The 24,344-nt window shown below is 72.1% G+C and carries 21 protein-coding genes; 4 read left to right on the forward strand and 17 right to left on the reverse strand.

Translation table 11 applies throughout. The annotated features are described in order from the left end of the window. Nucleotide 1: 1 nt before the first annotated feature. From ACWCQ1_RS21280 to infC, 10 genes are all read right to left on the reverse strand, one after another. Nucleotides 2–547 carry an NUDIX hydrolase gene (locus tag ACWCQ1_RS21280; protein ID WP_133044969.1) on the reverse strand — a complete coding sequence of 182 codons (546 nt, stop codon included), beginning with the start codon at nucleotides 545–547 and terminating at the stop codon, nucleotides 2–4. 75 nt (nucleotides 548–622) lie between these two features. Next, complete coding sequence (locus ACWCQ1_RS21285; protein ID WP_133044970.1) at nucleotides 623–1,963, reverse strand: transcriptional regulator; 1,341 nt, start codon at nucleotides 1,961–1,963, stop codon at nucleotides 623–625. A gap of 276 nt (nucleotides 1,964–2,239) precedes the next feature. After that, nucleotides 2,240–3,343, reverse strand: a complete 1,104-nt coding sequence (locus tag ACWCQ1_RS21290) for a PP2C family protein-serine/threonine phosphatase (RefSeq protein ID WP_358604366.1) — start codon at nucleotides 3,341–3,343, stop codon at nucleotides 2,240–2,242. 164 nt (nucleotides 3,344–3,507) lie between these two features. After that, the gene (gene pheT / locus ACWCQ1_RS21295) at nucleotides 3,508–6,021 is read right to left on the reverse strand and encodes a phenylalanine--tRNA ligase subunit beta (RefSeq protein ID WP_451027105.1); all 2,514 of its coding nucleotides are present in this window, start codon (nucleotides 6,019–6,021) and stop codon (nucleotides 3,508–3,510) included. Beyond that, nucleotides 6,021–7,142, reverse strand: coding sequence for a phenylalanine--tRNA ligase subunit alpha (gene pheS, locus ACWCQ1_RS21300; protein WP_133044973.1), 1,122 nt, complete (start codon nucleotides 7,140–7,142; stop codon nucleotides 6,021–6,023). Before pheS ends, pheT begins: the two co-directional genes overlap by 1 nt. Nucleotides 7,143–7,343: 201 nt before the next feature. Next, the gene (locus tag ACWCQ1_RS21305) at nucleotides 7,344–8,489 is read right to left on the reverse strand and encodes a sensor histidine kinase (RefSeq protein ID WP_133044974.1); all 1,146 of its coding nucleotides are present in this window, start codon (nucleotides 8,487–8,489) and stop codon (nucleotides 7,344–7,346) included. Nucleotides 8,490–8,541: 52 nt separating this feature from the next. Continuing rightward, nucleotides 8,542–9,384: a TrmH family RNA methyltransferase gene (locus ACWCQ1_RS21310; protein ID WP_358604359.1), complete on the reverse strand. Its 843-nt coding sequence runs from the start codon at nucleotides 9,382–9,384 to the stop codon at nucleotides 8,542–8,544. Nucleotides 9,385–9,536: 152 nt separating this feature from the next. Further along, nucleotides 9,537–9,920 (reverse strand): 50S ribosomal protein L20, encoded by a 384-nt coding sequence (gene rplT / locus ACWCQ1_RS21315; RefSeq protein WP_004002577.1) that lies wholly within the window; start codon nucleotides 9,918–9,920, stop codon nucleotides 9,537–9,539. A 112-nt stretch (nucleotides 9,921–10,032) separates the two neighbouring features. Then, nucleotides 10,033–10,227, reverse strand: coding sequence for a 50S ribosomal protein L35 (gene rpmI, locus ACWCQ1_RS21320; protein ID WP_004933563.1), 195 nt, complete (start codon nucleotides 10,225–10,227; stop codon nucleotides 10,033–10,035). 111 nt (nucleotides 10,228–10,338) lie between these two features. Next, a complete protein-coding gene (gene infC / locus ACWCQ1_RS21325; protein WP_133044976.1) occupies nucleotides 10,339–11,016 on the reverse strand; it encodes a translation initiation factor IF-3 in 678 nt (225 codons plus the stop codon). 363 nt (nucleotides 11,017–11,379) lie between these two features. On the opposite strand from infC, the gene ACWCQ1_RS21330 reads away from it, so the two are divergent. Continuing rightward, nucleotides 11,380–11,760, forward strand: coding sequence for a DUF1844 domain-containing protein (locus ACWCQ1_RS21330; RefSeq protein ID WP_358604354.1), 381 nt, complete (start codon nucleotides 11,380–11,382; stop codon nucleotides 11,758–11,760). 14 nt (nucleotides 11,761–11,774) lie between these two features. On the opposite strand, the gene ACWCQ1_RS21335 is transcribed toward ACWCQ1_RS21330, so the two are convergent. Further along, nucleotides 11,775–12,512 (reverse strand): SseB family protein, encoded by a 738-nt coding sequence (locus ACWCQ1_RS21335; RefSeq protein ID WP_358604352.1) that lies wholly within the window; start codon nucleotides 12,510–12,512, stop codon nucleotides 11,775–11,777. A 150-nt stretch (nucleotides 12,513–12,662) separates the two neighbouring features. Between ACWCQ1_RS21335 and ACWCQ1_RS21340 the strand changes: the two genes are divergently transcribed. Further along, complete coding sequence (locus ACWCQ1_RS21340) at nucleotides 12,663–13,634, forward strand: serine hydrolase (protein WP_451027106.1); 972 nt, start codon at nucleotides 12,663–12,665, stop codon at nucleotides 13,632–13,634. 25 nt (nucleotides 13,635–13,659) lie between these two features. On the opposite strand, the gene mycP is transcribed toward ACWCQ1_RS21340, so the two are convergent. Continuing rightward, the gene (gene mycP / locus ACWCQ1_RS21345; RefSeq protein ID WP_133044980.1) at nucleotides 13,660–14,832 is read right to left on the reverse strand and encodes a type VII secretion-associated serine protease mycosin; all 1,173 of its coding nucleotides are present in this window, start codon (nucleotides 14,830–14,832) and stop codon (nucleotides 13,660–13,662) included. Continuing rightward, entirely contained in the window at nucleotides 14,829–15,644 is an 816-nt protein-coding gene (locus ACWCQ1_RS21350) for a hypothetical protein (RefSeq protein WP_358604346.1), read from the reverse strand. Before ACWCQ1_RS21350 ends, mycP begins: the two co-directional genes overlap by 4 nt. A 2,326-nt stretch (nucleotides 15,645–17,970) precedes the next feature. Between ACWCQ1_RS21350 and ACWCQ1_RS21355 the strand changes: the two genes are divergently transcribed. Both ACWCQ1_RS21355 and ACWCQ1_RS21360 read left to right on the forward strand, forming a co-directional pair. Next, nucleotides 17,971–18,219: a hypothetical protein gene (locus ACWCQ1_RS21355; RefSeq protein WP_451027107.1), complete on the forward strand. Its 249-nt coding sequence runs from the start codon at nucleotides 17,971–17,973 to the stop codon at nucleotides 18,217–18,219. Nucleotides 18,220–18,564: 345 nt separating this feature from the next. Further along, nucleotides 18,565–19,767, forward strand: coding sequence for an amino acid deaminase/aldolase (locus tag ACWCQ1_RS21360; protein WP_133044983.1), 1,203 nt, complete (start codon nucleotides 18,565–18,567; stop codon nucleotides 19,765–19,767). Between the two features lie 26 nt (nucleotides 19,768–19,793). Here ACWCQ1_RS21360 and ACWCQ1_RS21365 read toward each other — a convergent pair whose 3' ends face one another. The 4 genes from ACWCQ1_RS21365 to ACWCQ1_RS21380 all read right to left on the reverse strand — a co-directional run bounded on the left by ACWCQ1_RS21365 (nucleotide 19,794) and on the right by ACWCQ1_RS21380 (nucleotide 24,310). Continuing rightward, a complete protein-coding gene (locus ACWCQ1_RS21365) occupies nucleotides 19,794–20,684 on the reverse strand; it encodes a DUF2510 domain-containing protein (protein ID WP_358604380.1) in 891 nt (296 codons plus the stop codon). Nucleotides 20,685–20,782: 98 nt separating this feature from the next. Further along, the gene (locus ACWCQ1_RS21370) at nucleotides 20,783–21,574 is read right to left on the reverse strand and encodes a 3-oxoacyl-ACP reductase (protein ID WP_133044984.1); all 792 of its coding nucleotides are present in this window, start codon (nucleotides 21,572–21,574) and stop codon (nucleotides 20,783–20,785) included. Further along, nucleotides 21,571–22,944: an aldehyde dehydrogenase family protein gene (locus ACWCQ1_RS21375; protein ID WP_358604340.1), complete on the reverse strand. Its 1,374-nt coding sequence runs from the start codon at nucleotides 22,942–22,944 to the stop codon at nucleotides 21,571–21,573. Before ACWCQ1_RS21375 ends, ACWCQ1_RS21370 begins: the two co-directional genes overlap by 4 nt. 7 nt (nucleotides 22,945–22,951) lie before the next feature. Next, nucleotides 22,952–24,310, reverse strand: a complete 1,359-nt coding sequence (locus tag ACWCQ1_RS21380; protein ID WP_133044986.1) for a glutamine synthetase family protein — start codon at nucleotides 24,308–24,310, stop codon at nucleotides 22,952–22,954. Nucleotides 24,311–24,344 lie beyond the last annotated feature (34 nt).

Consider the following 24,344-nt stretch of genomic DNA (forward strand, 5'->3'; position numbering starts at 1 on the left):
GTCAGCGCACGGTGTCCTGCCCGAGCCTGAGGTGGTGCAGGAGCAGTAAGGCGGCCGCCATGTTGGCGGCCGGGACCTCACCGCGGGCGACCATGTCCGGCACCACCTTCAGGGAGACCCACTCCCGGCGGTCCGACTCGAAGTCGTCCACCGGGTGTCCGATGTACTCGCCCTCGTCCGACCAGTAGATGTGGTGCCGGGCGTCGGTGAGTCCGTTGGACGGTTCCACCGTCATGAGGTGGTGCAGGGGTCCCGGCCGCCAGCCGGTCTCCTCCTCCAGTTCCCTGGCGGCCGCGCGGGCGATGTCCTCCCCGTCCTCCACGACGCCCGCGGCGAGTTCCCAGCCCCAGCTGTCGGTGATGAAGCGATGGCGCCACAGCAGGAGGACCTCGTTGGCCTCGTTGACCACGGTCGCCACGGCCACCGGCCGCAGCCGTATCAGGAAGTGGTCGAGATGCCGGCCGTCCGGCAGCTCGACATCCGCGAGGTTGACGCTGAACCAGCGGTTTGAGTACACAGTTTGTTCGTTCTGTTTCGTCCACTGCACGGTTCTGCCACCTTCCGTCGAGTAAGTGGCAATATCGCAGCAGGGACTGTGGGATGGCGGTGCTCGGGAACCGGCCTACAGCGGCACGCGCAACGCACCGTCGATGAGTTCGGCGGCCTCGGCGGTGCCCGCGCATCCGTTGCGCACCAGGTGTTCGCGGACCGCCCGGAGTCTGTCGCGCAGCCGCTGCGACTCCATTCCGCGCGCCTGCTCGGCCATCTGCACGGCGGTGGCCACCGCCTTGTCGGCGTTGCCCCGGCGCAGCTCGATCGTGCTGAGCATGGCGAGCCGGTGCACCCGGCCGCGGTCGTGGGCCGGGTTGTCCACGGCGGCCGCCGCGTGCTCCCCCGCCGCCACGAGTTCGCCGAGGCTGAGCAGCGCCTCCGCCACCTGGACGTTGACCAGCCCCGGCTGGACATAGCCGGTCTCGTCGGGTTCGTAGCCCCGCCGGATGCGTTCGGCGGCCTGCTCCGCACGCCGGATGCAGGACAGCGCGCTCGTGCCGTCACCGAGGTGCGCGTACGCCTTGGCCTGCATCGCGTACAGGTCGGAGGCGAGCGCCGGGGTGATGTGCTTGCCGGCGGCCCGCAGCGCGGCCTCCGCGAAGGCCACCGCCTGCCGGTACTCGCGCATGAACAGGGCCTGGTTGACCAGCAGCGCGATCACATAGGCGCCCAGTCCCCGGTCCCCGCTGGCCTTCGCCAGCCGCAGGGCCTGGTGGAAGTAGCGCTGGGCGAGCCCGTGCGCGTCCGAGTCGTACGCGCAGATGCCGGCGATCGCCACCAACCCGCCGGTGGCCCGGTGCAGTTGACGGCCCGTGGCGTCGGTGTAGCTGCCCCGCAGCAGCGGCGCGGCCTCGGCGTTCAGGAAGCCGACGATCCGGGTGCGGGTCGCGATACCGCCCGCCTTGCGGTACATCTGCTCGTAGTGCGTGCGGGCGGCACGCAGCATCTCCAGGTCGCCCGGGGTGACCCGGTGCCGCCCTCCCCGCGAGACGTCGACGTCCTCGGGCGGGTTCTCCCACTCCCACACGGGCATGACCGCGGGCGTGCCGGTCACCGCGGGTGCGCCCAGGATGTGCGGGCGCTGCTGCTCGTCGGAGCGCCACAGCGCGGTGGCCCGCTCGACGAAGCCGGACAGGGAGGTGGCGTGCGGGGTGGAGGGCTCACCGGGGACGCCGAGGCCGATGTCGTCGAGGGTGACCGGGCGGTGCAGCCGGCCGGCGAGCACCTCGCAGATCAGGTCGGGCACCTGCCCCCGGGGCCGCTGTCCCTTCAACCACCGGGCCACAGCCGTGTGTTCGTAGCGCAGGGCGAGACCGCGTGCCCGCCCCGCCTGATTGACGTGTGCCGCCAGCCCCGCGTGCGAGATCCCCGCCTCGTCCAGGATCGCGTCGAGCAGAGTGTTGGGCTGCATGGATGCCCCCCGGGAGCCTCGGTGCGGACAGAGTAGTGCGAGCGGCTTCACACGGGGTGTGAACGGAGTGCAGGAATTCGTAGCGTACGCGCACTGTCGCGGAGAGTTTCCTCCCGGTTGACTGAAATGCCTCGCAAGAGGCCGGCCGGGCCGCCGGCTCCCCCTCGTACAGTGCGGCGGCCCGAATCCATGCCGTCCGCCCGGCTGCCTGCCCGACACTCCGTGGCGGGGCGGACGGCCGCCGGCGGTTTGGCCGTACGACTAAGCAGGGGGTTGTCAGAGGTGCGTTGTCGGCTGCGGGTGCGCCGTGGCTGGTCGCGCCCGCGCGGCGGAGCCGCTGATGTCATCGCCCCGCGCCCCTTGGGGGTGCCGAGGCTGACGTTCGTTCGTCAGTACGAGCAATGCCACGTCGTCCTGGGGAGCCCCCGCCGTGTGGCGGAGCAGTGCAGTGAACGCGGATGCCAGTACTGCCTGGGGAGTCGCCACGGAGTCGTCCCGTAGGCACTGGGCCAAGACCTCGCCCAAAGGAAAGAAGCGGCCGCGGCTGTCGCGTGCGTCCTCCGCGCCGTCCGTGTGGAGGAAGAGGGTTTCACCAGGCAGCAGACGACCGCAGTGTTCCGTGTCCAGTTCGGGCGGGAGGGGGAAGGGCCCGAGCGGAGGGAGGGGATCCGCTCGGGCCAGGGGCTCGACCCGGGGTCCACTGAGCCGATACGGCCACGGGTGACCGCAGTTGAGGACGCTCAGCTCGCCGTCCGGCCGGATCTCCAGGAGCAGTACGGTGACGAACTCCTCGGCGACGGGATGCTCGGGCTCGGCCCCGGCCGAGGGATGCTCGGCACGGGCCCGCTCTCTCAGGTGCCGTGCCAGCGCCCGCTCCAGCCTGCGCAGCACGCCCCCCAGCTCCGGCTCGTCGTGCACGGCCTCCCGGAAGCTGCCGAGGACGGCGGCGGCCGTGGCGATGGCGCCGATCCCGTGCCCGCGCACGTCCCCCATGACGACCCGGACGCCGTGCTCGGTGGCGATGACCTCGTACAGGTCACCGCCGATGGCCGAGCCCCGGTCGGCGGAGAGCTGGGCGGCGGCCACGTTCAGCCCCTCCACCCGCGCCGGCAGCGGCCGTAGCAGCACGCTCTGGGCGGCGCCCGCCACCATGCGCGCCTCCCTCAACTCGCGCAGTAGCGCGTGCCGTACATGGAGGACGAGCCCGGTGCCGACGGCGAAGAAGACGGCGCTGCTCACGATGCGCGCGCCCAGCCCGTTCTGCTGGGCGACCGGGCAGGCCAGCTTGTACGTGACGGCCGCGCCACCCCACGCCAGGGGAAGCCCCAACGCGAGCAAGCGCTTGCGGAAAAGGGAAGCCCCAGCCCTGATGCGAATCATGCCGATGGCCCCCCATACAGGCCCCGAAAGCACAACCGGACCGGCCTCGAAAGGCCGGTCCGATTCTGTCGACCACCTGGCCCGGGAGGACCAGATCGCCCGGGATTGTCACCCGAATGAGTGACCATCCGTCAGGCGCGCGCATTTATGCAGGTGAGGCGCGACTAAGCCCTCAGCACCGCCCCGGTCCGCTCACCCGCGAGCGCGACAGCCGCGTCCCGGGCCGCGGTCGCCTCATCGACGGTCAGGGTCCGGTCCGCCGCCCGGAACCGCAGCGCGTAGGCCAGGGACTTCCGCCCCTCGCCCAACTGCTCCGCGTTCTCGTACACGTCGAACAGCCGGACGGACTCCAACAGCTCGCCCGCGCCGTCCCGCAGCGCGGCCTCCACCTCGGCATGCGGCACGAACTGGTCGACGACGAGGGCGACATCCTGCGTCGCCACCGGGAACGTGGAGATGCGCGGCGCCTGAGGCGTGTCGTTGCCGACCGCCTCCACCGCGTCCAGGTCCAGTTCCATCGCACTGGTGCGGTCGGGCAGCCCGAGGGCCTTCACGACTCGCGGGTGCAGCTCACCGGCGTGGCCCACGACCTTCTCGGCACCGTCGGCGACCACCACCAGCTCGGCGGTCCGCCCCGGGTGCCACGGCCCGTACTGCCCCTTGCGCACGACCAGTTCGGCACCGGCCTCCCGGGCAACCGACCGAGCCGCCTCCACGGCGTCGGCCCAGTCCGCCGGCCGGCCCCTGCCCCACCAGCCGGCCTGCTCCCGCGCACCGGCGAGCACGGCGGCCACGTGCCGCGGCTGCACCGGCAGAGCGGCGTTCAGCTCGGCGATCTCCTCGTCCGTGGGACGCCGGTCCACCGGCAGCGCGGCGGCCACCTTCCGCTCCTCGCGCGGGTGGAACACCAGGCCCGTCTCGAACAGGGCGAGGTCGTGCGAGCCCCGCCCGACGTTGCGCCGCAGCGCGCCGAGCAGACCCGGCAGCAGCGACGTCCGCAGCGCGGGCTCCTCGTCGCTGAGGGGGTTGGTCAGCTTCACGACCCGGCGGTTGGGGTCGTCCGCCTCCAGCAGCAGCTGGTCGAAGACCTGCTCGCTGACGAAGGGGTAGTTCGGCGCCTCGACGTACCCGGCCCCGGCCAGCGCGCGGCCGACCCGGCGGTGCAGTCGCTGGCGGTGGGTCAGACCGCGGCCCGAGGGGAGCTTGGGCAGCGTGGAGGGCAGGTTCTCGTAGCCCTCGAGGCGGATGACCTCCTCGGCGAGGTCGTTGGCCTCGAAGAGGTCGGGCCGCCAGGACGGCACGGTGACGATCAGCTCGTCCTGCCCGTACACGTCGCAGCCGACCTCCTGCAGCCGCCGTACGACGGTCTCGCGGCCGTAGTCGACTCCGGCCACCTTGTCCGGGTGGTCGGCCGGGAGGGTGATGGTGTGCGGGGCGGACGGCGCGGTGATCTCGGTGACGCCTGCCTCGGCGGTGCCGCCGGCGAGCAGCACCAGCAGGTCGACCGTGCGCTGGGCCGCGGCGGCCGAGGCCTGCGGGTCGACGCCCCGCTCGAAGCGGCGGGACGCCTCGGAGGACAGCTTGTGGCGTCGGGCCGTCCGGGCGATCGACACCGCGTTGAAGTGGGCGGCCTCGATCACCACGTCCGTGGTGGCGTTCTGTACGTCGTCGTGGTCGGCGATCTCGGTGTTCGCGCCGCCCATGACGCCCGCGAGGCCGATGGGGCCGCGGTCGTCGGTGATGACCAGGTCCTCGGCGTCCAGCTTGCGCTCCACGCCGTCCAGGGTGACGAGCTTCTCGCCCGGCTCCGCACGGCGCACGCCGATGGTGCCCTGGACCAGCCCCCGGTCGTAGGCGTGCAGGGGCTGGCCGAGCTCCATCATCACGTAGTTGGTGACGTCGACGGCGAGCGAGATCGGGCGCATGCCGACCTTCTGCAGCCGGCGCTGGAGCCAGATCGGCGAGCGGGCCTCGGGGCTGAGACCGATCACCGTGCGGGCGGTGAAGCGGTCGCAGCCGATCGGGTCGGTGACCTGGACGGGGTAGCCGAAGGCGTTCGGGCCGGGCACGTCGATCAGGGCCGGGTCGCGCAGCGGCAGGCCGTAGGCGATGGCGGTCTCGCGGGCGACACCGCGGATGGACAGGCAGTCGCCGCGGTTGGCGGTGACGGCGATGTCCAGGACCTCGTCGACCAGCTCCAGCAGCTCGACGGCGTCCTTGCCGACCTCGGTCTCCGGCGGCAGCACGATGATGCCGTGCGTGCCGTCGTCGCCCATGCCCAGCTCGTCGCTGGAGCAGATCATGCCGTGCGAGGTCCTGCCGTAGGTCTTGCGCGCGGAGATCGAGAAGCCGCCCGGGAGGGTGGCGCCCGGCAGCACGACGACGACCTTGTCGCCGACGGCGAAGTTGCGGGCGCCGCAGACGATCTCCTGCGGCTCGCCGGTGCCGTTGGCCTGCCCGACGTCGACCGTGCAGAAGCGGATCGGCTTCTTGAAGCCCTCCAGCTCCTCGATGGTCAGCACCTGACCGACGACCAGGGGGCCCTTGAGGTCGTGGCCGAGCTGCTCGACCGTCTCGACCTCCAGGCCGGCCGCGATGAGCTTGGCCTGGACGTCACGGCCGGTCTCGGTGGCCGGCAGGTCGACGTACTCCCGCAGCCAGGAAAGCGGGACCCGCATCAGATCTCCATCCCGAACGGCCGAGTGAACCGGACGTCACCCTCGACCATGTCTCGCATGTCCTCGACGTTGTGGCGGAACATCAGCATCCGCTCGATGCCGAACCCGAAGGCGAAGCCGCTGTACTTCTCCGGGTCGACGCCGCAGGCGGTGAGCACCCGCGGGTTGACCATGCCGCAGCCGCCCAGCTCGATCCAGCCCTCGCTGGAGCAGGTGCGGCAGGGCCGGTCGGGGTTGCCGACGGACTCGCCGCGGCAGACGTAGCACACCATGTCCATCTCGGCGGACGGCTCGGTGAAGGGGAAGAAGTTCGGTCGCAGCCGGGTCTTCATGTCCTCGCCGAACAGCGACTGGACCATGTGGTCCAGGGTGCCCTTGAGATCGGCCATGGTCAGGCCCTCGTCGACGGCGAGCAGCTCGACCTGGCGGAAGACCGGGGTGTGCGTGGCGTCCAGCTCGTCGGTGCGGTAGACGACACCGGGGCAGATCACGTAGACCGGCAGCTCACGCTCCAGCAGCGAGCGGATCTGCACGGGCGAGGTGTGGGTGCGCAGCACGACACCGGACTCGGTGCCGCCCTCGGGGCCGGCCACGAAGAAGGTGTCGGCCTCGCCGCGGGCCGGGTGGTCCGGGCCGATGTTCAGGGCGTCGAAGTTGAACCACTCGGCCTCGGCCTGCGGGCCCTCGGCGACCTCGTAGCCCATGGCCACGAAGACGTCCTCGATGCGCTCCGAGAGGGTGGTCAGGGGGTGGCGGGCGCCGGCCGGTACGCGGTCGTACGGCAGCGTGACGTCCACCGACTCCTCGACCAGCACACGCGCGTCCCGCTCAGCCTCCAGTTCGGCCTGGCGGGCGGCGAGCGCCTTGCTCACGGCGCCGCGGGCCTGGCCGACCAGCTTGCCGGCGGCGGCCTTGGCGTGCGGGGGCAGGGCGCCGATCTCGCGGTTGGCGAGGGCCAGCGGGGAGGTGCCCCCGGTGTGGGCGACCTTGGCCTCCTGGAGCGCGTCGAGGGAGTCCGCTGCGCTGAAGGCGGCGAGCGCCTCGTCCCGCATGCGCTCGATCTCTTCCGGTTTCAACGCCTCGACCTCTACAGGGTCGTACGACTTATTGGGTGCCGACATCTCTTCCCGTGCTTCCGGTTGGCTGGCTGAAGGTCCCCGTCACCGACTCACTCAGAGGTCAGAGGGCCGTCCATGGGACACATGGGTGCCAAAGGCCGAGTCTAACGGGGTGGAGGGCCGCTCCCGGACCGAGCGCCCGGGCACTCGGTCCGGGAGCGGCCCTCAGGTATACGAATGCGCCCGTGGGGCGCTCGCCGGCTCTCAGGTGAGGTACGCCGGGGCCGCCACGGGCAAGGTAAATCGGAACTCGGCGCCGCCCTGGGGGCCGCGGCCGACGGTGATGGTGCCGCCGTGGGCCTCGACGATGCCCTTGACGATGTAGAGCCCGAGGCCCGTGCCACCGCGCTTGCTGCCCCGCCAGAAGCGGGTGAAGACGCGGTTCATGGACTCCTCCGGGATGCCGGGCCCCTCGTCGGTCACCGTGACCGACGTGCCGGTGTCCTCGTCCTCGCGGGGGGACTCCGTGGCCGTGACGTCAATGGTGACGGTTCCCTCGCCGTGCCGCACGGCATTTTCCAGCAAGTTGCTCAGCACCTGGTCGATCTTGTCGGGATCGGCCCACAGCGCGGGCAGCGGCTGCTCGATCCGCAGCAGGAACCGGTCGGCGGGCTGCCCGGCGGCGACGTACGCCTGGATGTGCCGGCCCACGGCCGCGCCGATGTCGACCGGCTGGCGCCTGACCTCAAGCCGTCCGCTGTCGATGCGTGATATGTCGAGCAGCTCGGCGATGAGCCGGGTGACCCGGTCGGCGTCGGCGTCGACGGTCTCCAGCATCAGCCGCTTCTGGTCGTCCGTGAAGCGTTCCCACTTGGCCAGCAGCGTGGCGGTGAAGCCCTTGACGGAGGTGAGCGGCGAGCGCAGCTCGTGGGCGACAGTGGCTATCAGCTCCGCGTGGGAGCGCTCGGTACGGCGGCGGGCCTCGGTGTCGCGGAGGGAGACGACGACGCGGCGCACCGGACCGGTGGGCTCGGCGCGCACGTAGCGGGCGGAGACGAGGACCTCACGTCCCCCGGGCAGCAGCAGGTTCCGCTCGGGCTGCCGCTGCCGGATGGCCAGTCCGCCGTAGGGATCGGTCAGCTGCCACCACCGGCGCCCCTCCAGATCCTCTAACGGGAGCGCCTTCTCCAGCCGCTGTCCCAGGGCGTCCTCGGCCGGCGTGGCCGTGATGCGTTCGGCGGCCGCGTTGAAGCAGATCACCCGGCCGTGCTCGTCGGCGATCACCAGGCCGTCGGGCAGCTCGTCCGGGTCGATGCCGAGCCCGGCCGGATCACCGTGCCGGGGCGCGGGCGGGCGGCGCACGTCCCGTGCCCGCAGTGCCCTGTCCGCACCGCCCGTGCCGACACCCATCCCCGAACCCACCTCTCAGACGGCGCAGGTGGCCCCCGAGCTGGTCACCCTACTAGGCCCCGGTGACGGAGCGGCACCCTGTGGAGGCGCGCTGTGCACGGGCCGAGGCATAGAGACATACGGCGGCCGCGGTGGCGAGGTTCAGGCTCTCGGCCTTCCCGTGGATCGGGACGCGCACCACGGCGTCCGCGAGTGCGCGGGTCTCCTCCGGAAGCCCCCATGCCTCGTTCCCGAACACCCATGCGGTGGGCCCGCCCATGGTCCCCTTGTCGAGCTCGTCGTCGAGGTCGTCGGTGCCCGCTCCGTCGGCGGCGAGCACCCGGACACCGGCCCCCTTGAGCCCGGCCACGGCCTCCTCGACGGGCACACCGACGGCGACGGGGAGATGGAAGAGGGACCCGACGGAGGCCCGTACGGCCTTCGGGTTGTACAGATCGACGGACGCGTCGGTCAGTACGACGGCCTCGGCCCCGGCGGCATCGGCGCACCGCAGCACGGTTCCCGCGTTGCCGGGGTCGCGCACGTGCGCGAGGACGGCGACGAGCTTGGGCCGGGCCGCGAGGATCTCCTCGAAGGGCGTGTCGACGAACCGGCAGATCCCGACGAGACCCTGCGGTGTGACGGTCGTCGAGATGTCGGCGATCACGTCATCGGAGGCGAGATGGACGCGGACCCCGGTGTCCCGGGCCTCCCCCACGATGTCGGCGTACCGCTCCGCGGCCTCGACGGTGGCGAACAGCTCCACCAGCCCGTGCCCGGCGGCCTCCCGCACGGCCTGCGGCCCCTCGGCCAGGAACAGCCGCTCCTTGCCCCGGAAGTTCCGCTTGGCGAGCCGCCGGGCGGCGGAGACACGAGGGGAACGGGGAGAGATCAACTCCGGGGTCACAGGGGACATCCAACTCACCTTCGGTACCAGTTCTCCGCCGCAACGGCGATCAACCACGACGGCGCATGTCGGCGGTGCAGAACCCACCCGCACCGCTCAACGCAACGGACCCGCAGGCATAACCCACGGGTCCGTCACTTCGGCTCAGGCCGAGCGCAGCGTCACGCGGCCTTCGGCGCGTTGACGTCGCTCGGCAGCGCCTTCTGGGCGACCTCGACCAGGGCGGCGAACGCGCCCGCGTCGTTGACGGCCAGCTCCGCGAGGATCTTGCGGTCGACCTCGACGTTGGCGGCCTTCAGGCCCTGGATGAAGCGGTTGTACGTGATGCCGTTGGCGCGGGCAGCGGCGTTGATGCGCTGGATCCACAGCTGGCGGAAGTCACCCTTGCGCTTCTTGCGGTCGTTGTAGTTGTAGACCAGCGAGTGGGTGACCTGCTCCTTGGCCTTGCGGTACAGACGCGAACGCTGACCGCGGTAGCCGGAAGCCTGCTCGAGGATCGCCCGGCGCTTCTTGTGGGCGTTGACTGCCCGCTTGACGCGTGCCACTTGTTAACTCCTTGTAGCGGGGCCGTGGTTGGACTCACACGGCCCGGAATCGATGGGGTCCCGGTCCAGACGTACGGCGCGAGGGGATCCGTTGATCACCGCGCCGCGTACGTCACTTGCCGAGAAGCTTCTTGATCTTCGCGGCGTCGCCCGGGGCCATCTCGGCGTTGCCGGTGAGGCGACGCGTCACGCGGGACGACTTGTGCTCGAGCAGGTGGCGCTTGCCGGCGCGCTCACGGAGCACCTTGCCGGAGCCGGTGACCTTGAAGCGCTTGCTGGCACCGCTGTGCGACTTGTTCTTCGGCATAGCGCCGTTCTCTCCTCGTCGGTGGCGCTCCGGTGCCCGGTCACGAAAACCGGGCACGTCGGAACGTCGCTTGTATCGGTTACTGCTGTCCTGGGACTCGCGTCCCCGGGATCACGCCTCGGCGGAAGCCTCGGCAGGCGCCTCGGTGTCCACGACAACGCTCTGGTCGTCCCCGACACTGTCGGTCTCCGCGGCGTTCTGCGAGCGGCCCGGGTGGGCCTTCGCCTCGGCCTTGCGGGCCTCCTGCGCCTGGCGGGCCTCGGCCATCGCCTCGGTCTTCTTCTTGTGCGGACCGAGAACCATGATCATGTTCCGGCCGTCCTGCTTCGGGTTCGACTCCACGAAACCGAGGTCCTGGACGTCCTCCGCGAGCCGCTGCAGCAGTCGGTAGCCCAGTTCGGGCCGGGACTGCTCGCGTCCACGGAACATGATCGTGATCTTGACCTTGTCGCCCTGCTTGAGGAACCGGACGACGTGACCCTTCTTGGTGTCATAGTCGTGCGGGTCGATCTTCGGCCGGAGCTTCATCTCCTTGATGACCGTGTGCGCCTGGTTCTTGCGCGCCTCACGGGCCTTCATGGCCGACTCGTACTTGAACTTCCCGTAGTCCATGAGCTTGCACACGGGCGGACGGGCGTTCGCCGCTACCTCGACGAGGTCGAGGTCGTACTCCTGGGCAAGCTCCAGTGCCTTGGCCAGCGGGACGATGCCCACCTGCTCGCCACTGGGACCGACAAGTCGCACCTCGGGAACGCGAATCCGGTCGTTGATGCGGGGCTCGGCGCTGATGGATCCTCCTCAGTTAGCACCACACGGTTGTCTGGCGGACAGCCGCGTATGTCTCTACTTCTGTTAGACCTAACCGCGCCGAAGCATGAAAAATGCCCCGGCCGATCACAGGCGGGGCCCCGAATACACTGCCGGAGCACCGCCGCGATGCCGCGGGGCGCGCTTTCGGGCGACTCCATCGTCCGTACGGAACGATGGTGGCCGCCTGACCGGGGTGACCCGCCGTCCCGGAGGACGGTCAGGTGGGAGATCGGAGCCTCCACTTGTAGGCCGGGCATGTCTGTCCGGCCGGTCGTCACACAAGGTTAGCAGCTGCCCGGGGGTGGTGCGAACCGGCCTGCACCGGGGCCTATCGTGTGGGGCATGAGTGACACCCCTCCCGAGTCCGCAGAGTCCCCCGAGTCTGCCGCGCCCGACTTCGACGAGATGACCCGCGACATCGCCGAGGTCCCCGCCGTCGAGGTGATCGTGACGGTCGCCGTCAACCTGATGAGCGCCGCCGCGGTGAAGCTCGGCCTGACCGAGGAGGGCGACAAGTACAAGGACCTGGACGAGGCCCGCAAGCTGGTCACCGCCCTGGCCGGGCTGCTGGACGCGAGCACGACCGAGATCAGCTCCTTCCACGCGGCCCCGCTGCGCGACGGCCTGAAGTCCCTGCAGCTGGCCTTCCGCGAGGCGTCGATCGTCCCGGACGAGCCGGGCCAGGGCCCCGGTGAGAAGTACACGGGGCCGATCTACGGCTAGCGCGGGCAGGAAATCTACTGCCCACTTCGTACGTACAAGGGCTCGCCCGGAGGCGTCGCCCCGGCCGGCAGCAGTGCCAGGTCGAGGCCGCGCACCAGGCGGGCCCTCAGTGTCTCGTCGGCGGCGAGCCGCTCGGCCACGGCACGGGCGGCCTCGGCGGGCGCGGCAGACTCGTCGAGTACGAGGGCGAGGGTGCCGTCGGCGCGACCGGGCCCGAGGTGGGCGCGGAGCACGGCGGATTCGGCGGCCACCGCGGCCCGTACCGCCTCCCGCACAGCCGGATCGGCGAGCGGGTCGGCGCTCGTCCGGCCCTCGGCGAGGGCGAGCAGGGCGGGTCCCGTCAGTTCGAAGGGCACCGGCCCTGACAGGTCCAGCACGATCGTGTCGGCCTTCTCGTGCGCGGCGGCCTGCAGCGCCTGGTGCAGGGGTACGGCGACGGGGCGGGCCGCCGGGTCCCAGCGGGCCAGCGACTCGGTGGAGGTGAAGGCCGGCAGGGCGGTCCGGGATCCGGCCTTCAGGGTCGGTACGGCCATGTCGCTGGTCTTCTCGCGGCGCAGCCCGTTCTCGTCCTCCTCGACCTCGCCGAGCACGGCGACCACGGGCACGAGCAGCCGGGCGCCCTTGAGCGCCTCGAGAACCGGCTCCAGGGCGGTGCGGTCCTCGGCCCAGGCGGCGAGCGCGGTGCTCAGCCGGGGGTCGGCGGAGCCGTCGTCGTCGGAGTAGCCGGGGTCGGGAATGTTCTTGTTCGCCACGGTCACCGACCCTATAGGGGGCTTGCTGCTGGGCTTGTGCGGCCCCGGAAACAGCTGGTTCACCGCCTTCACGGCTTTCTCAGAATCCCCTGACACACATCTAACGTCCGTCTAACGGCCCGCACAGTCACCGCCCCGAGCATCGCGGGCATGGAGTCCTCCAGAGCCCGCCGCAGCCGCCGCGCTCGTCCGTCCAGGACGCGTCCTCTGATCTACACCGCCCTCGCCACGGTCGCCGTTGTGGGCGTCACGGCCGCCGGGACGGTGTACGTGAAGGCGCGGGCACACTCCGGTGCGGGCGCCGTATCGTCGGCGTCGCCGACGGACTCCCCGTCGGCGGACGGGGAGGAATCGGTGAAACCGGTGAAACCGGTGACGGAGCCGACGGTGGATCATGACGCGCGGCTGGCCGAGGCGATGAAGTCGGTGACCGTCTCGGGAAGGGCGAAGGTGTCGGCGGCGGTGCTGGACCTGGACTCCGGTGTGAGCGCCGTCTACGGCGCCGGCGCGTTCGACACGGCCAGCATCGTGAAGGTGGACATCCTGGCGACACTCCTGCTGCAGGCGCAGGACGCGGACCGGCGGCTGACGGCGACCGAGAAGTGGTACGCCACGAAGATGATCGAGAACAGCGACAACACGGCCGCCTCCGCCCTGTGGGACGTCATCGGGCAGGCCGGTGGGCTGGACGCGGCGAACAAGACGTTCGGACTGACCGGCACGCAGGGTGGTGAGGGTGCCCTGTGGGGGCTGACGCAGACCACGGCGGCCGACCAACTCACCCTGCTCCACCAGGTGTTCGGTGACCACTCGAAGCTGAGCAAGGCCTCGCGGTCGTACGTGCGGGGGCTGATGACCGAGATCGAGGCCGATCAGCGGTGGGGGGTGTCCGCGGCGGCCGACGGTTCGCGGTGGGCGCTGAAGAACGGCTGGCTGGCACGGAGTACGACCGGGTTGTGGGACATCAACAGCATCGGGCGCGTGACGGTCGGCGGCCACGCGTATCTGGTGGCCGTGCTCTCCAACGGCAACGCGACGCAGGCGAAGGGGATTTCGCTGGTCGAGTCGGCGGCGAAGGCGGCGGTGTCGGTGTTCGCCCGGGACGGCTCCTCGGTGTCCTGAGGCCCGGAGGCGGCCCGCGAGCGCCCTAGAACTCGTAGCGCCTGGGACGTCCGCGCCACAGAACGACCGCCATGACCAGCAGCACCCCGCCGAACGCGCCCGCGAGCGGGGCGGCCCAGTCGCTGGTGGAGCTCTCGGACTTGGCGGTGTCCGGGCCGCTGCCGAAGTACCGCTTGCCGTAGGAGGCGGCCTGCAGGCCCTCCGGTTTGAGGCGGGCGGCGGCCTTGATGGCGGCGGCCGGGTCGACCATGCCGAAGCCGCGGGAGTCGTCCCGGCCTCCGACGGGCGGGTTGCGGGCGGTGTCCTCCAGCAACTGCTTGATCTGCGCGGGGGCCAGTCCGGGGTGGGCGGCCTTGACGAGGGCCACGGCCCCCGAGACGAACGCGGAGGCGGCGCTCGTACCCCAGCCCTCGTAGTACTTGTGGTCCGGGTCGGCGATGACGATGTCGTCGCCCGGGGCGCTGACCGTGGCGTACCAGCGGCGGGTGGAGAAGTCGGCGCGGGTGCCGTAGCGGTCCACGGCGGTGGCGGCGATGACGCCGGGGTAGGCGGCCGGGTAGGAGGTGTGGTCGCCCTTCTTTCCGCCGTTGCCGGCCGAGGCGACGACGCTGACGTTCTTCTTCAGGGCGTACTGGATCGCCTCGTCCTCGGCGGGTTCGGGGTGGGCGGAGGCGGAGTCGTCGCCGAGGGAGAGGTTGATGACGTCGGCGCCGTGGTCGGCGGCCCAGCGGATGCCCTCGGCGAGGGCGTTGCCGCGGGTGGAGCGGGCCTGTGGGCGGGCGGAGTCGCCGTCCTCGAGGATCACCCGGACCGGCAGGATCTTGGCCTCCGGAGCGATGCCCATCACTCCGTCGGAGTCACCGGGTCCATGGCCGTGTCCGGCGATGATCCCCGCCATGGCGGTGCCGTGCCGGGCCCAGTTCCGGTTTCCCCGCTCGGCCCCGAAGCCGATCATGTCCTTGGCGGGCAGGACGTTGCCGACGAGGTCGGGGTGGTCGGCCTCCACACCGGTGTCGAGGACGGCGACGGTGATGCCCCGGCCCTTCGTGGTGCGCCAGGCCTGCTGGGTGTGCATGGCGTCCAGGCCCCACTGCTGGGCGCGGATGCCGTCGGCGTGGGCGGCGGTGGAGGGGACGAGGGCGAGGGAGCCGGCGAGGAGCAGGCTCAGTGCCGCGACCCGGCGGCTGGGGTGTCTCATGAGGGCCGTTCCGTGGGCGGGCTGGTGACGTCCTTGCGCAGGGCGCGTTCGATGCGGTCGGCGATGCCCTGGGCCTCGTGGCCGAGGCCCGCCTGGGCGGGGGCGGTGGTGGCGCCGGACTGCATGGCCTGTGCGGCGGGCTGGGGGGCGTCGACGGTACGGCCGTCGGCCCAGCCGGAGACCGCGTAGACGACGACGGGGGCGTCGGTGAGCACGGAGACGGTCCAGGAGGCGCGTTGCTGGGGGCCGAAGCGGGCGGCGGGGGTGTCCTTGGCGGCGTAGGGGCGGGGCATGAGGTCGGTGCGGTTGCCGAGGCCCTCGCTCTGGAACCGTTTGGCGAGGGCGGTCATGGCGGGGGCGTCCGCCTTGGTGAACAGCAGGCCGACGGTGGTCACGAAGCTCTCGGTGGCGTCGGTGTAGGTGGCGCGCAGCAGCCGCTGGCATCCCACGGGGGCGAGCGCCTTGCCCAGCAGGGGGTCGAAGGCGCCCTTGCAGCCGCTGTCGGGCGCGACGGCTATACGGGTCCAGGTGCGGTCGGCGCCACCGGGGCCGGCGCCGAGCCCCTGCAGGGTGGGCGGGAACAGCTGATCCACCGGCACGCTGTGCCACAGCCCGGCGGCCGCGGAGAACGTCCCTTTCGCCCCCTCACCGCCGTCGTCCCCGACCAGCCAACTCCCGGTGACGGCACCGCCGATGAGTCCGAGTCCCAGCACCAGACAGGCGGCGACGGCGGCGGTACGACCCCGCACCCGCCCCAGCAGCGGCCTGGGCCGGGCCCGCTCGTCATACCCCTCGGGCTCCCCGAACGACACGACGGGCCGACTCCCACCCGGGTTCATGGGTGCACTCCAGGAAAGAGCAGGATCAGGCGCCACGACCCCCCGGCCGCCGTCGGACTGAGCGGGGGCGGGCTGAGCGGGCGCCCCGGACCGACGCACGTGACCGTCATCGAGCGCGCCGAAGCCCTCGAACACGTCGAACGCCTCAAACGCGGAACGGCCGGAGGGGAAACCGGGGTTCGGGCGGTTGGGCGGGGTGTTTGCTGCCGGGTGGGTGAGGGGAGCACCGGGTTCCGGGCGGGTGCTGGGGTCACCGGACCCCGGCCGGGTGAGGGGGGCGCCCGACGCCGGGCGGGTGTTGGGGTCACCGGATTCCGGGCGAGCGAGAGGGTCACCAGATCCCGGGCGGGCAGCGCCGGACGCCGGGCCGGGAAGAGGCTCGCTGGACGGCGGTCGGGCAGCACCGGACCCCGGGCGGGGAAGGCGGTCACCGGATCCCGGGCGGGTGGCACCGGACCCCGGGCCGGTGAGACGGTCACCGGACCCCGGGCGGGCAGCACCGGACCCCGGGCCGGGAAGAGGCTCGCCGGACGCCGGGCCGGGAAGAGGCTCGCCGGACGGCGGGCGGGTGGCACCGGACCCCGGGCGGGGGAGACGGTCAGCGGACCCCGGTCCGGCAGCACCGAACGCCGGGTGGGGAAGAGGGTCGCCGGACGCCGGGCGGGTCCGCGGTTCGTTGGGCACAGGGCCGGCTTGGGGGTCGCCGGGCGCCGGGCGGGTGCGCGAATCGCTGGGCGCGGGGCGGGTCCTGGGGTCGCGGGGCGCCTGGCGCGGGCGCGACTCGCTGGAGACGGAGCGGGATTGCGGATCACTGGACGCCGGACGAGCCGGCGGGGCGCCGGAGGGCCGGCGGGTACGCGAGTCGCCGGACGTCGAGCGGGTCGGCGGGTCGGCGGGCGGCATCGAGGGCATGGCGGGTGTGCTCGCGCGCGGGCCGGAAGGTGAGGCTTCCGCGGCTGCGGGGTTGGTTCGGTTCGCGGGCGCCCCCTGTGTGGGGGGATGGGCGGACAGCGCGCCGGTTGGATCATCTGCGGGCACCCGGCGGGTCGGGTCAGAGGCGGGCTCCGGACCGGTCGGGCGTTCGCTCGGCACCGAGCCGTCGCGCTGATCGCCGGGCAGCCGACGGGCGAACGCATCACCGGGCGCCGATCGAATGGGCGGCACAGGGGGCTTCGGGGGTGTGGCTGGGCGGGAGGCCTGGTCGGCGGATGCTTCCGTGGGCACGGTGGAACCGGGGTGACGGAAGCTTTCGGCCGAGGAGGAGCCTTTCGGTGCCTGCGGGGAGGCGGCCGAGCGGCGGGCCGGATCGGTCGGCGAGGGGTGGCTGGACGGCATCGGAGTCGTGGGGGTGGGGCGGGCGGGCGGTACTCGGCGGGTGAACACGTCGGCATCGACATCCGGCCCCGGGGACACGGTGGAACCAGGCGGCGTGGACAGGTCACGGTCAGCGGGCGCGTCCGACGCCGCAGCGGAACCGGGGCGACGGAAGCCGTCTGTGGGCGGGACCCGGGGAGGTATGTCGCGATCAGGGCCCCTGTCCGACGGCGCCACAGGGCCCGGACGACCCGAACCCTCCGCCGACGGAACCCGACGCGTCGATCCACCGCGCTCAGCTCGCGCGTCCGACGCCGCCACAGAACCCGGACGACCCGAACCCTCCGTCGGCGGAACCCGGTGCGCCGCTACCTCGCGCTCAGCGCGCCCATCCGACGCCGCAGCAGAACCCGAAGGACCCGAGCCCGTCGGTGAAACCCGGGGGGTTGCGTCGCGGTCGGCGGCCCTGTCCGACGGTGCCGCAGGGACCGGGTGGACGGAGCTCTCCGTGGGGGTCGAGGTGGGACGGCGGTTCGCGTTCGGTTGGGGGGGTGCCGATGGGCGTGGGGGTATGGGGGCGGCTGTCGGGCGGGCGTTCGACGGAGGGGTGTCCGGGAAGCGGGCCGAGGCCGGCGGTGGAGGCGGGGTCTCGGAGTCGGCGTCTCGGGGCGTGGGCGCGTGCAGGCGCGGGAAGCGGAACTGGGGCGCGTTGGAAGAACGGGACGAGTCGTTCTTCGGCCTCGCCTCCGTGCTCGCTCGGCGCTGGGCGGCGGGAGCTGTCGGGCGGCCGCCCGGCACTTCGCCCGGACCCGACGCACGCTCGGGACCAGGGCGCCGTACCGAATCCGTGCCCTCGGGGCCGTTGTTCCCCGCCGCGCGCCAGGCGTCATTCCCGCCCGCCGCGGTACTCCCCCCACGCTCGGCCTCGCCGTTCCAGGCACCCGGCGCCGGCGTACGGTCCCCGAAGGTCTCGAAGGGCTCCGCGTTGAGCCAGGGCGACCACACTCCACTGGAACCGGCCGCCGTCGAGCTCCGTTCGCCGGTGCCCGGCGCCCAAGAGCTCCCGCTCCGTCCGCCGGCCGGCGTCCAGACGCCCGTCGCGTTCGTGCCGTTCGGCGAGGACGACCCTCCCTGCGAACCCGAACCCGACCCCGACCGCGAACCCGAACCCGAGCCCTGTTCGGTCGGCTCCCCGTCCCCGTTCCCCCCGTCCCTCCCCACCGTCGGCGGCTGAGCCGGGCGTGGCGGGGTGGTGGGGCGTTGCGGAAAAGAGGCGTGCTGGGCTTCCGTGCTCATGCACCCCCCGTTTCCTGGCGCCCCGGGCCGTCTACTGTTACGCGAACCGTCGTCCTTGCGCTCAACCGCTCGACGCCGGACCCGGCACGAGCGGTCGACCGTCCCGGGCACGCATACATACCCGTACGTCAGGACCGGCATCCCGCGACAGGCGCCCGACCTCCGTACGTGCGCGTCACTCTACGGCTTGCCCCGCTCGGAACGGGAACCAGTCCGCACCCCCGGGGCATCTGCCCGGAACGTCCCCCTACCCTGCGGTAATCCTGTCTGGCAGGCTTCGTTCATGACTGCGCGCGCCGCCGACCGGGCCCGTTACGACCGGGCCACCGCCCACCTCGACGCCCCTGTGGCCATCGTGGACCTGGACGCCTTCGACGCCAACGCGGATGATCTCGTCCGACGGGCGGGAGGCAAGCCGATCCGCGTGGCCAGCAAGTCCGTCCGCTGCCGGGCCCTGCTGGAGCGGGTGCTCGCGAAGGACGGCTTCGCCGGGATCATGTCGTTCACGCTGGCCGAGTCGCTGTGGCTCGTACGGAGCGGCTTCGAGGACGTGCTGCTCGCCTACCCGTCCGCCGACCGCGCCCGCTTCGCCGAACTGGCCTCCGACCCCAAGCTCGCCGCCGCCGTCACCGTCATGATCGACGACCCCGCGCAGCTCCGCTTCATCGACGAGGCCCGTGACGGCGGCCGTGAAGTCATCCGGGTCTGCCTGGAGTTGGACACCTCGCTGAAGCTGCTGGGCGGCCGGGTACGGGTCGGGGCTCGCCGTTCGCCGCTGCACTCACCGGCGCAGGTCGCCGACATGGCCCGCGCGGTGGCCCGGCGCCCCGGCTTCAAGGTCGTCGGGATCATGGCGTACGAGGGGCACATCGCGGGTGTCGGCGACTCCGTGGCGGGGCGGCCGCTGCGCTCACGTGCGGTACGGCTGATGCAGGCCACCGCCCGCCGTGAACTCGCCGAGCGGCGCGGTGAGGTGGTGCGGGCGGTCCGGGCCGTCGTACCCGATCTGGAGTTCGTCAACGGCGGCGGGACCGGCAGTGTGCAGCACACCGCCGCCGAGGACGCCGTCACCGAGATCGGCGCCGGGTCCGGGCTCTACGTGCCCCGCCTGTTCGACAACTACACCTCGTTCAGCGGCCGTCCGGCGGCGCTCTTCGCCCAGCCGGTCGTACGACGCCCGGGAGTCGGCGTCGTGACGGTCCTCGGGGGCGGCTATCCGGCCTCGGGCGCGCCCGGCAAGGACCGGCTTCCGGTGCCGTATCTGCCGGAGGGGCTGCGCTACGACCCCCAGGAAGGGCCCGGCGAGGTGCAGACTCCGCTGCTGGGCTCGCCCGCCGACGATCTGCTGATCGGCGACAAGGTGTGGTTCCGGCATGCCAAGGCCGGTGAGCTGTGCGAGCGTTTCGACGTGCTGCACCTGGTGGAGGGGGACGCGGTCACGGCGACCGTCCCGACCTATCGGGGGGAGGGCCACACCTTCCTCTGATTCCTCTCACCCCCTGGTCGCCGGCCCTACTTCGCGGGGCCGATGCTGCTGCCCACTCCCCCGTCCGTCGCCGCGTCTCCGACCGGGCGGATGCCTCGGGTGATCCGGTCCATGTCGGCGAGCGGCGGTCCGTCCTCGCCCGCGTCGAAGACGAACCGGACGAGCACGGGGGACTCGGTGCCGACGCTGGAGGGGAAGGCGAGGGACTCGACGTACCCGCCGGGTCCCTTGGCGGTCTTCACCCGCCAGCGCACGAAGTACCCGGCGCGGCCCGCCACCGCGATCTGGCCGGAGCCGACCTCCCGGTGGGACTCGATGCCGCCGTAGGGACGCCGGCCGGTGAGGTCGCGGTCGTAGGCGGCGTCGGCCGCGTCGGAGACGTCCCGGCGGGCGAGGGCCCGGGGCGAGGTCTCGTCGGTGCTCGCCGCCGTACGGGAGATGACCAGGCCGTGCCGGCAGACACCGGAGTCACCGGGGCAGTCGTAGGTGCCGTCGGTGGTCATGACGACGTCGTCCTCGCTGACGTACCGCGGCCTGACCCAGCCGTCGGGCAGGGGCAGGGTGATGCCGTTGAGCTGGTCCACGACGACGGGCGGGCCGTCGGCGGCGGGGTGCGAGGGGGACGCGGACGGGGACGGGGTGGAGTCGTCGGTCGTCGGGACGTCCGTGGTGGCGGCGCCGGGTTCGGTCTGCACCTGGGCCGCGGGCTCGTTGCCGCGCAGGTAGACGGCTCCCGTGACGATCGCGGCCACGAGGACGGCGCCCGCCGTGGCGAGCGCGACGAGCCGGGCCCGGCCCGAACCCCCGGCCGGCGGCTGCCCGGGCTGGTTCCAGTGGTCGGTCCAGGCCGTGCCGTCCCACCAGCGCTGCAGATGGGGTGCCGACGGATCGGGGTACCAGCCGGGCGGTGGCGTCATGCTCATCCCGGACACCATAGAACGGCCCCGGGGGCCCGTACACGGTGTCCGGGATCCCGCCCGGACGGGAACCGCCGTCCTGGAGGCAGGCGCCTGTCCTAGAGAGGCGTGACGTACGCTCCCGAGATTCCGCCGTCCACCAGGAAGTCGCTGGCGTTGACGAAGGAGGAGTCGTCGCTGGCCAGGAAGGCCACGGCGGCGGCGATCTCCTCGGCCTCGGCGAACCGGCCGACGGGGATGTGCACGAGGCGGCGCGCGGCCCGCTCGGGGTCCTTGGCGAACAGCTCCTGCAGGAGCGGGGTGTTGACCGGGCCCGGGCAGAGGGCGTTGACGCGGATGCCCTCGCGGGCGAACTGCACGCCCAGCTCGCGGGACATGGCGAGGACGCCGCCCTTGGAGGCCGTGTACGAGATCTGGGAGGTCGCCGCGCCCATCCGGGCCACGAAGGACGCCGTGTTGATGATGGAGCCCTTGCCCTGGCGCCGCATGTAGGGGATGGCGGCCTTGCAGCACAGGTACACGGAGGTCAGGTTGACCTCCTGGACGCGCTTCCAGGCCTCGAGGCCGGTCTCCAGGATGGAGTCGTCGTCGGGCGGGGAGATGCCGGCGTTGTTGAAGGCGACGTCGACGCTGCCGTAGGTGTCGAACGCCGTCTTGAACAGGGCCTCCACCTGGTCGGGGTCGGTGACGTCGACCTTCACGAAGATCCCGCCGGTTTCGTCCGCTGCGGCCTTGCCGCGGGCCTCGTCGACATCGCCGCAGACGACGTTGGCGCCTTCGGAGGCGAGCCGGCGCGCGGTGGCGAGGCCGATGCCGCTGCCGGCTCCGGTGATGACGGCGGTGCGGCCGACGAGCCGACGGCAGATGATGCCGGTGTCCTGAGAGGTCACTGTGCGGGGCCTTCCGTGCTGATGAAGACGTTCTTGGTTTCGGTGAAGGCGGTCAGGGCGTCCGGGCCGAGCTCACGGCCGAGGCCGGACTGCTTGAAGCCGCCGAAGGGGGTCCAGTAGCGCACGCTGGAGTGGGAGTTGACGGACAGGTTGCCGGCCCGCACGCCCTGCGAGACGCGGAGCGCTCGGCCCACGTCCCGCGTCCAGATGGAGCCGGAGAGGCCGTAGGGCGTCTCGTTGGCGAGGCGGATCGCGTCCTGTTCGTCGGTGAAGGGCAGGAGGACGGCGACGGGGCCGAAGATCTCCTCGCGGGCGGCGGCGGAGTCGGGCCGTTCGCCGGTCAGGACGGTCGGCGGGAACCAGAAGCCGGGGCCCTCGGGTGCGGTGCCCCGGAGGGCGGGGGCGTCCTCGGGGACGTAGCCGCGGACCCGGTCCAGCTGACGGCGCGAGATCAGCGGGCCCATCTGCGTCTTCTCGTCGGCCGGGTCGCCCACCACGACAGCGGCCAGCGCGTCGGCGAGAAGGGCGGACACCTCGTCGTACACCTGCTCCTGGACCAGGATGCGGGTGCGGGCGCAGCAGTCCTGGCCGGAGTTGTCGAGGAAGGAGAAGGGGTCGACGGCCGTCTTGAGGTCGGCGTCGGCGAAGACGATGTTGGGGCTCTTGCCGCCGAGTTCGAGGGTGACCCGCTTGAGCAGGGCCGAACCCTTGGCCAGGACCTGCTTGCCCACGGCGGTCGACCCGGTGAAGACGATCTTCGCGACGCCGGGGTGCTCGACGAGCGCGTTGCCCGCGACCGGTCCGTGGCCGGGCAGCACCTGGAACAGGCCTTCGGGCAGGCCCGCCTCCAGGGCGAGTTCGGCCAGGCGCAGGGCGGTCAGCGGGGTCGTCTCGGCCGGCTTGAGGAGGACGGCGTTGCCGGCCGCCAGGGCGGGGGCGGTGCCCCAGGCGGCGATCGGCATGGGGAAGTTCCAGGGCGCGATGACGCCCACGACGCCCAGCGGCTCCAGGATGGTGACGTCCAGGCCGCCCGCCACCGGGATCTGACGTCCCGTCAGGCGTTCGACGCCGCCCGCCGCGTAGTCGAGCAGGTCACGGACGTTGCCCGCCTCCCAGCGGGCGTTGCCGACGGTGTGCCCGGCCTCGCGGACCTCCAACCCAGCGAGTTCCTCCAGGTGTTCGTCGACGGCGACCGCGAACCGGCGCAGCAGCCGCGCCCGGTCGGCGGGCGACAGGGCGGCCCAGCGCGTCTGGGCCGCGGCGGCCCGGGCGACGGCCGCGTCCACGTCGGACGCGGTGGCGGCCGGGACGGTGGCGACGACCTCCTCGGTCGCGGGGTTCAGTACTTCGAGTTCGTGCTCGGCAGACAAGAAGTCCTCACAGGCGTTCGAAGGAGCGGCGCAGCTCCCAGTCGGTGACCGCGGCGTCGAAGGCGGCCAGTTCGACACGGGCCATGTTGCGGTAGTGCGCGACGACCTCGTCGCCGAAGGCGGCCCGGGCGATCGGGCTGTTCTCCCAGAGGTCGGCGGCCTCCCGCAGGGTGCTCGGGACGTGCTCGAACTCCGCCGTGTAGGCGTTGCCCGGGCAGGGCTCGGGCAGCTCCAGCTTCTGCTCGATGCCGTACAGCCCGGCCGCGACCAGCCCGGCGACGGCGAGGTGCGGGTTGACGTCGCCGCCCGGCAGCCGGTTCTCGAAGCGCAGGGAGCGGCCGTGGCCGACGACCCGGAGGGCGCAGGTGCGGTTGTCGTGGCCCCAGGCGACGGCGGTCGGGGCGAAGGAACCGGGCTGGAACCGCTTGTAGGAGTTGATGTTGGGGGCGTACAGGAGGGAGAAGTCGCGCAGGGCGGCCAGCTGCCCGGCCAGGAAGTACCGCATGACGTCGGACATCCCGTCGGGGCCGGCCATGGCGTTGTTGCCGGCCGCGTCCGCCAACGACAGGTGGATGTGGCAGGAATTGCCCTCGCGCTCGTTGTACTTGGCCATGAAGGTGATCGACACGCCCTCCTGGGCGGCGATCTCCTTGGTGCCGGTCTTGTAGATCGCGTGCTGGTCGCAGGTGCGCAGCGCCTCGTCGTAGCGGAAGGCGATCTCGTGCTGACCGGGGTTGCACTCGCCCTTGGCGGACTCGACGGTCAGGCCGGCACCGGCCATCTCGTTGCGGATACGGCGCAGCAGCGGCTCGATCCGCCCGGTGCCGAGGACCGAGTAGTCGATGTTGTACTGGTTCGCCGGTGTGAGCCCCCGGTAGTTGGCGTCCCAGGCCTGCTCGTAGGTGTCCTTGAAGACGATGAACTCCAGCTCGGTGCCGACCTGGGCGGTGTAGCCGAGCTCGGACAGGCGCTCCAGCTGACGGCGCAGGATCTGGCGCGGGGCGGCGACCACGGGTGAGCCGTCGTTCCAGGCGAGGTCGGCGATCAGCATGGCCGTGCCGGCGTTCCAGGGCACGCGGCGCAGGGTGGACAGGTCGGGGTGCATGGCGAAGTCGCCGTAGCCGCGGTCCCAGGAGGACATCGCGTAGCCGTCGACGGTGTTCATCTCGGTGTCCACGGCGAGGAGGTAGTTGCAGCCCTCGGTGCCGTGGTGGAGGACCTCGTCGAGGAAGAAGCGGGCGGCGAACCGCTTGCCCTGGAGGCGCCCTTGCATGTCGGGGAAGGCCAGGACGACAGTGTCGATCTCTCCGCTCGCGACGAGGGCGTGCAGCTCCTCGACGCTGAGCGGGGGTGTGCGGTCTGCCACGGGAGAGCTCCTTCGGCTGCGCGTTTTTCCGACC

This window comes from Streptomyces sp. NPDC002144 (assembly GCF_053593695.1).